The organism is Acinetobacter sp. YH12239, assembly GCF_013417635.1.
In the GTDB taxonomy this organism is placed as follows: domain Bacteria; phylum Pseudomonadota; class Gammaproteobacteria; order Pseudomonadales; family Moraxellaceae; genus Acinetobacter.
Genome location: NZ_VPDP01000041.1, coordinates 1 through 5,565 on the forward strand (window position 1 = coordinate 1; position 5,565 = coordinate 5,565).

A 5,565-nucleotide genomic window follows, 5' to 3' on the forward strand; every position below is an offset into this window, starting at 1 on the left:
TGAAGGGGGTGTTTAGAATAATGAGCTGGCGATGACTTACTCTCACATGGGTAACCCCACACTACCATCAGCGCTAAGAGGTTTCACTTCTGAGTTCGGGAAGGGATCAGGTGGTTCACTCTTGCTATTGTCGCCAGCACAACTGTTGTGACTTTGCTTGGGTCTTATTCGCACATATTGTTTGCGTGCCTTTGCTTGGTCAAAGAAGTTATTAACAGCTATTTGAGTTGCTTTAATTTGTGCAGTTTAGCGTTTTATCTAACTAAATCAAGTTATTTGTCATGATTTGAACCACAACACCAACTGTTTGGGTGTTGTATAGTCAAGCCTCACGAGTAATTAGTATTGGTCAGCTTCATACGTCACCGTACTTCCACATCCAACCTATCAACGTTGTAGTCTTCAACGGCTCTTTAGAGGACATAAAGTCCTTGGGAAATCTAATCTTGAGGTAGGCTTCCCGCTTAGATGCTTTCAGCGGTTATCCCTTCCGAACATAGCTACCCGGCGATGCGACTGGCGTCACAACCGGTACACCAGAGGTTCGTCCACTCTGGTCCTCTCGTACTAGGAGCAGATCCTCTCAAATTTCCAACGCCCACGGTAGATAGGGACCGAACTGTCTCACGACGTTCTAAACCCAGCTCGCGTACCTCTTTAAATGGCGAACAGCCATACCCTTGGGACCTGCTTCAGCCCCAGGATGAGATGAGCCGACATCGAGGTGCCAAACACCGCCGTCGATATGAACTCTTGGGCGGTATCAGCCTGTTATCCCCAGAGTACCTTTTATCCGTTGAGCGATGGCCCTTCCATACAGAACCACCGGATCACTAAGACCTACTTTCGTACCTGCTCGACTTGTGGGTCTCGCAGTTAAGCGCGCTTTTGCCTTTATACTCTACGCGTGATTTCCGACCACGCTGAGCGCACCTTCGTACTCCTCCGTTACTCTTTAGGAGGAGACCGCCCCAGTCAAACTACCCACCAGACATGGTCCTCGTCCCGGATAACGGGACAGAGTTAGAACCTCAATATTACCAGGGTGGTATTTCAAGGACGGCTCCATAGAAACTGGCGTTTCTACTTCAAAGCCTCCCACCTATCCTACACAAGTAAGATCAAAGTTCAATGTCAAGCTGCAGTAAAGGTTCACGGGGTCTTTCCGTCTAGCCGCGGGTACACCGCATCTTCACGGCGAATTCGATTTCACTGAGCCTCTGCTGGAGACAGCGCCGCCATCATTATGCCATTCGTGCAGGTCGGAACTTACCCGACAAGGAATTTCGCTACCTTAGGACCGTTATAGTTACGGCCGCCGTTTACTGGGGCTTCGATCAAGAGCTTCGCTTACGCTAACCCCATCAATTAACCTTCCAGCACCGGGCAGGCATCACACCCTATACGTCCACTTTCGTGTTTGCAGAGTGCTATGTTTTTAATAAACAGTTGCAGCGGCCTGGTTTCTGAGGCTGCCAGTAGCTCAAGGAGCAAGTCCTATCACCGCCGGCAGCGTACCTTCTCCCGAAGTTACGGTACCATTTTGCCTAGTTCCTTCAGCAGAGTTCTCTCAAGCGCTTTGGTCTACTCGACCTGACCACCTGTGTCGGTTTCGGGTACGATTCCTGTGTAACTGAAGCTTAGAGACTTTTCCTGGAAGTATGGTATCAGCCACTTCGCTAGTAAACTAGCTTGCTATCGATTCTCAGCATAGAGTACCCCGGATTTGCCTAAGATACATGCCTACAATCTTCCACCTGGACAACCAACGCCAGGCTGACTTAACCTTCTCCGTCCTCTCATCGCATTACACAGAAGTATTGGAATATTAACCAATTTCCCATCGACTACGCCTCTCGGCCTCGCCTTAGGGGTCGACTCACCCAGCCCCGATTAACGTTGGACTGGAACCCTTGGTCTTTCAGCGAACGGGTTTTTCACCCGTTTTATCGTTACTCACGTCAGCATTCGCACTTCTGATACCTCCAGCAGACTTCTCAATCCACCTTCATCGGCTTACAGAACGCTCCCCTACCACTTGCAATAAATTGCAAATCCGCAGCTTCGGTACATAGTTTTAGCCCCGTTACATCTTCCGCGCAGGCCGACTCGACTAGTGAGCTATTACGCTTTCTTTAAAGGGTGGCTGCTTCTAAGCCAACCTCCTAGCTGTCTATGCCTTCCCACATCGTTTCCCACTTAACTATGATTTAGGGACCTTAGCTGGCGGTCTGGATTGTTTTCCTCTTGACTACGGACGTTAGCACCCGCAGTCTGTCTCCCGGATAGTACTCATTGGTATTCGGAGTTTGCATCGGTTTGGTAAGTCGGGATGACCCCCTAGCCGAAACAGTGCTCTACCCCCAATGGTATTCGTCCGAGGCGCTACCTAAATAGCTTTCGGGGAGAACCAGCTATCACCAGGCTTGATTAGCCTTTCACCCCTATCCACAAGTCATCCCCTGGCTTTTCAACGACAGTGGGTTCGGTCCTCCAGTAAGTGTTACCTCACCTTCAACCTGCTCATGGATAGATCGCCTGGTTTCGGGTCTACACCCAGCAACTAAACGCCCTATTAAGACTCGATTTCTCTACGGCTCCCCTATTCGGTTAACCTTGCTACTGAATGTAAGTCGCTGACCCATTATACAAAAGGTACGCAGTCACCACACGAAGTGGCTCCCACTGCTTGTATGCATGCGGTTTCAGGATCTATTTCACTCCCCTCACAGGGGTTCTTTTCGCCTTTCCCTCACGGTACTGGTTCACTATCGGTCAGTCAGGAGTATTTAGCCTTGGAGGATGGTCCCCCCATATTCAGACAAGGTTTCACGTGCCCCGCCCTACTCGACATCATCATGTAAGCCCTTTCGTGTACAGGACTATCACCTACTATGGTTGCACTTCCCAGAGCATTCCACTAAAGCTTACATAACTTAATGGGCTTTTCCCCTTTCGCTCGCCGCTACTGAGGGAATCTCAATTGATTTCTTTTCCTACGGGTACTGAGATGTTTCACTTCCCCGCGTTTGCCTTGCAACACTATGTATTCATGTTGCAATACCTATCTTATGATAGGTGGGTTTCCCCATTCAGAAATCTCCGGATCACAGGATATTTGCCGCCTCCCCGGAGCTTTTCGCAGGCTATCACGTCTTTCATCGCCTCTGACTGCCAAGGCATCCACCACATGCACTTAATTACTTGACTATACAACCCCAAACAGTCGTTCGATCCTACAAGTAGATCGTTCAACATTACAGTTTGAAGTACTGTGTATCTAAACACTGTACAGCTTCAATTCAAATTCATATACCAAAACGCTTGATTCAGTTAATTTCGCTAGTTCTCATTTCAATCACTTCAACTTAATAACTTACGTTATCTCGTTTCCGCTCTTTCTATGAGTATGAACAAATTATTTCAACTCAAATATATGCTGTTAATGATTCACTACGTCTTCGTCAGATCGCAGTCAACTGTGATAAATCACAGAGCTTAATAATCAAGGCGTGCAGTATACACAGCTTTATCACTAAGCTCTATAAGCTATCAACTCGTTTGCTTACTACGTATTCGAATGAATACGTGGTGGAGACTAGGAGAGTCGAACTCCTGACCTCCTGCGTGCAAAGCAGGCGCTCTACCAACTAAGCTAAGTCCCCAGCTTATCATTTAGATCAATGTATCTTTCTTCTGTATGAATTGCTTCGTCAGTAGTGGTGGGTCTGACAAGACTTGAACTTGTGACCCCACGCTTATCAAGCGTGTGCTCTAACCAACTGAGCTACAGACCCTCAGATACATCGTCATGAAGAACAACTTGTTGTGGATTCTTACCAATCGTCAATCTTTCGTTAAGGAGGTGATCCAGCCGCAGGTTCCCCTACGGCTACCTTGTTACGACTTCACCCCAGTCATCGGCCACACCGTGGTAAGCGTCCTCCTTGCGGTTAGACTACCTACTTCTGGTGCAACAAACTCCCATGGTGTGACGGGCGGTGTGTACAAGGCCCGGGAACGTATTCACCGCGGCATTCTGATCCGCGATTACTAGCGATTCCGACTTCATGGAGTCGAGTTGCAGACTCCAATCCGGACTACGATCGGCTTTTTGAGATTAGCATCCTATCGCTAGGTAGCAACCCTTTGTACCGACCATTGTAGCACGTGTGTAGCCCTGGTCGTAAGGGCCATGATGACTTGACGTCGTCCCCGCCTTCCTCCAGTTTGTCACTGGCAGTATCCTTAAAGTTCCCGGCTTAACCCGCTGGCAAATAAGGAAAAGGGTTGCGCTCGTTGCGGGACTTAACCCAACATCTCACGACACGAGCTGACGACAGCCATGCAGCACCTGTATGTAAGTTCCCGAAGGCACCAATCCATCTCTGGAAAGTTCTTACTATGTCAAGACCAGGTAAGGTTCTTCGCGTTGCATCGAATTAAACCACATGCTCCACCGCTTGTGCGGGCCCCCGTCAATTCATTTGAGTTTTAGTCTTGCGACCGTACTCCCCAGGCGGTCTACTTATCGCGTTAGCTGCGCCACTAAAGCCTCAAAGGCCCCAACGGCTAGTAGACATCGTTTACGGCATGGACTACCAGGGTATCTAATCCTGTTTGCTCCCCATGCTTTCGTACCTCAGCGTCAGTATTAGGCCAGATGGCTGCCTTCGCCATCGGTATTCCTCCAGATCTCTACGCATTTCACCGCTACACCTGGAATTCTACCATCCTCTCCCATACTCTAGCTTCCCAGTATCGAATGCAATTCCCAAGTTAAGCTCGGGGATTTCACATCCGACTTAAAAAGCCGCCTACGCACGCTTTACGCCCAGTAAATCCGATTAACGCTCGCACCCTCTGTATTACCGCGGCTGCTGGCACAGAGTTAGCCGGTGCTTATTCTGCGAGTAACGTCCACTATCCAAGAGTATTAATCTTAGTAGCCTCCTCCTCGCTTAAAGTGCTTTACAACCAAAAGGCCTTCTTCACACACGCGGCATGGCTGGATCAGGGTTCCCCCCATTGTCCAATATTCCCCACTGCTGCCTCCCGTAGGAGTCTGGGCCGTGTCTCAGTCCCAGTGTGGCGGATCATCCTCTCAGACCCGCTACAGATCGTCGCCTTGGTAGGCCTTTACCCCACCAACTAGCTAATCCGACTTAGGCTCATCTATTAGCGCAAGGCCCGAAGGTCCCCTGCTTTCTCCCGTAGGACGTATGCGGTATTAGCATCCCTTTCGAGATGTTGTCCCCCACTAATAGGCAGATTCCTAAGCATTACTCACCCGTCCGCCGCTAGGTCCAGTAGCAAGCTACCTTCCCCCGCTCGACTTGCATGTGTTAAGCCTGCCGCCAGCGTTCAATCTGAGCCATGATCAAACTCTTCAGTTTAAAATCAATAGTACATATAGTGTACCAATCTCGGCTCATCAATTACTGACAAAAAATTTGCTCAAATAAACTTCGAGTAATTTCTACCATCAATCAATGATAATATATATCGATCAATCAACCAGTAAAAATCCACACAAGTTGTTCTTCATAATCTCTTAATGATCTT

At 48.8% G+C, this 5,565-nt stretch carries 2 tRNA genes and 3 rRNA genes; all 5 read right to left on the bottom strand.

Annotated features, from left to right (window positions below):
• Positions 1 to 23: 23 nt before the first annotated feature.
• Positions 24 to 138: ribosomal RNA gene (rrf, locus tag FTV17_RS15225) — 5S ribosomal RNA — on the bottom strand.
• A 180-nt stretch (positions 139 to 318) separates the two neighbouring features.
• Positions 319 to 3,210, bottom strand: a 23S ribosomal RNA gene (locus FTV17_RS15230).
• A gap of 379 nt (positions 3,211 to 3,589) precedes the next feature.
• A tRNA-Ala gene (locus tag FTV17_RS15235) sits at positions 3,590 to 3,665 on the bottom strand.
• Between the two features lie 55 nt (positions 3,666 to 3,720).
• Positions 3,721 to 3,797: transfer RNA gene (locus FTV17_RS15240), tRNA-Ile, on the bottom strand.
• A gap of 61 nt (positions 3,798 to 3,858) precedes the next feature.
• A 16S ribosomal RNA gene (locus FTV17_RS15245) occupies positions 3,859 to 5,396 on the bottom strand.
• Together the 16S, 23S and 5S rRNA genes with 2 tRNA genes alongside form the textbook arrangement of a ribosomal RNA operon.
• Positions 5,397 to 5,565: the final 169 nt, after the last annotated feature.